Here is a 1,624-nt window from a genome sequence, read left to right as displayed (position 1 = left end):
AAGACATAGTGACAGAGGTAAGAAAAAAGGTTGTTCCTGGTCAGTGGTACGTAACAGAGGGCTGGAACGATAACAATTTAATAGAGAGTCGCCCTATTACCCGTGCTGATCTAGACGGCGTTATACAAGAAAGCCCAATCGTATTAAAAAGAATTTGTAGACATGTCCTTGTAGCGAACTCCAAAGCTATGGAAATTGCGGGGATAACCGAAGAGACTACTAGTCCTGTTGGCGGTATGATAGGAAGAGACGATAATGGTAGATTAAACGGGCTATTTTACGATGAGGCACAGAACCTAATCACTTCTCACATCCCACCAGTTACCTCAGATTACTTAGCAAACGTTATACGTTTAAGTATCCAAGATTTACTCTCAAAGGGGCTTACAGGTGTGCATACGGAGGATATGTCCTATTACGGTCCATATAATGTGCCATTAAAAGCATACCATGATGCTGTAGAAGGAAATTTTAAAATTCACCTGTTAAGACATCATTTAGTTTTTGAACAAATGCAGGGAGAGGTACCTACTGAATTCATAGAATTTGGTGCGATGAAAATTTTTGTAGACGGTTCATTGGGAGGAAGAACAGCTCTATTGTCTACTGATTATTTTGATGCCAGTGGAACACAAGGGGTAGCTGTTCATCCTGAAGAAAAACTTGAGCAATTAGTGAAAATAGCTCGAGATCATCAGGAAAACATAGCTGTACATGTAATTGGAGATAAGGCTACAGAGCTTATATTAGACGTAATCGAAAAATATCCGCCACCTAATCCGAAAAAGGATCGGCTCATTCACGTAAATGTTTTACGGAAAGATTTAATAGAGAGAATGCAGAAGCTTCCTCTAGTGTTAGATATCCAGCCAATATTTGTTCCTTCTGATTTTCCTTGGGTAAGAGAACGACTAGGAAGCGAAAGAATGGAGTGGGCATATGCCTGGAAGACTCTTATAGATGCTGGATTAGAATGCTCAGGCGGTTCAGATTCGCCCATTGAAAATGCAGATCCGTTTTTGGCCATGGATGCTGCAGTAAACAATGTGTGGAATCCTGCCCAGTCACTATCCTTGTATGAAGCACTTTGTCTTTTTACAATAGGTAGTGCAAAGGCAATAGGTAAGGAGCTTTCTCGAGGAAAAATTGAATCTGGCTATGATGCAGATTTTACAATAGTTAATGAGCCGCTAACGGAAAGTAACTTAACGAGGGTGTCTGTGTGTAAAACAGTAGTAGCTGGAAATATTGTCTATGAAAGAAAATGAAACTAATTATCTGTATATCCGTATAATAAGTTAAAGAAAAAGGAGGTTATATCATGGAAAATACAGGGCTAAAAGTATTATTACATGCAAGCACTTGGTTTGCACCGTTTTTAGTACCGTTTGTGTTGTACTTAGTAGTAGATAACCATGAGATTAAAAAGTTATCTATTCAAGCAGTACTTTTTCAATTAGTAATGTCAGTCCTACTGTTTATATCATTTCTACTGATATTTATTATAATAGGTATTCCATTAGTAATAATTTTTGCTATAATGGCTTTTGTTGTCCCAATTATAGGTATAATTAAAGCAATCAATGGCGAAACATTTAATTATCCTATTGTGGGATCATGGATT

Annotated in this window: 2 protein-coding genes; both read left to right on the top strand. The window is 37.7% G+C overall.

Features of this window, described 5'->3' with window-relative positions:
* On the top strand, window positions 1-1,268 hold a 1,268-nt coding region (locus AC06OU_RS17885), incomplete at its 5' end, for an amidohydrolase (protein ID WP_475857594.1).
* A 53-nt stretch (window positions 1,269-1,321) separates the two neighbouring features.
* Window positions 1,322-1,624, top strand: a 303-nt coding sequence (locus AC06OU_RS17880; protein WP_475857591.1) for a magnetosome magnetite crystal formation protein family, incomplete at its 3' end; no start/stop codon positions are given.

The sequence above is a fragment of the Psychrobacillus sp. genome (assembly GCF_056205495.1).
This window is presented reverse-complemented; position numbering and strand designations above follow the sequence as displayed.